The organism is Vibrio sp. 1402 (genome assembly GCF_033340275.1).
Window position 1 is genome coordinate 1 of the sequence record NZ_JAWOWE010000119.1, and the last position, 947, is coordinate 947.

Consider the following 947-nt stretch of genomic DNA (forward strand, 5'->3'; position numbering starts at 1 on the left):
GATTGGCTTGTTTCTGATTATCCTCCGAAAACTTTTCTTCATTGCTTATGTCATCGCACCTCAAAATTGATGGGTTTTGTTGCTCTGTATAGGATTTCCATTTACGCTTTGAGCAACTAGTTGTTTTGGGCGCACTTTATCTATGACCAACATCTTTATCATTGTTGTTCTTCTGGTTGTATTCTTCTTTATTATTCAAAAGTACGTGATTAAGCACGACGACACGCGTGACTATCCATATCGCGCGAAAGGCCCGTTACTAAGAGGGCAAGAAGGTGCTTTTTTCAATGCGCTAAGAGCTGCAGTCGGAGAGCATGCTGTCGTGTTTGCCAAGGTGAACATGTCTACTTTGGTTGCTCCGAAAGACATCAAGAATAAAAAGCAGTTTTTCGTGGCCAATAATCGCATCGCGCGCAGTTATTTTGACTACGTAATTTGTGACCCAAGAACGTTAGAACCGCGCGTAGTTATCGAGTTTGATAACGGGCAGCAATTGAATAAAGGTAAGGTGGAGCGTCAGAAGTTGCTGATGCACGTATGTAAATCTGCCAACTTGCCTCTGATCGGGACTTCTGTAAAACACAGTTATCAAGTGGGGCGTTTACGTCGTTTGTTGGCGGCGCATATTGATTTGATCGAGCCTGAGAAAGAAGTGCGTTTTTGTAAGAAATGCGGCAGCCCTATGATCATCAAAACTGCCAGCCAAGGTGAATTTAAAGGACGACGATTTTTCACCTGTAGTCGTCAACCTAATTGTACTTACACTGAAAACTACAATGTGGTGTTTGAGTCTGACGACTAATACAACCAATCAAACGATAAACGTAAAGGCTTTGATTTGTGTAGATTAAGGCCTTTTTTGTATCGACCAATACGCCAAGACCTATACTTTGAGAAAGAAAGCGGAATAGGGAAGTCGTATGCGATATGGATGGATATTTGCACTG

At 42.1% G+C, this 947-nt stretch carries 1 protein-coding gene; it reads left to right on the forward strand.

Features of this window, described 5'->3' with window-relative positions; genetic code table 11:
• The first annotated feature begins 142 nt into the window (after nt 1-142).
• The gene (locus R7044_RS24540) at nt 143-802 is read left to right on the forward strand and encodes a DUF2726 domain-containing protein (RefSeq protein WP_225455914.1); all 660 of its coding nucleotides are present in this window, start codon (nt 143-145) and stop codon (nt 800-802) included.
• Nucleotides 803-947 lie beyond the last annotated feature (145 nt).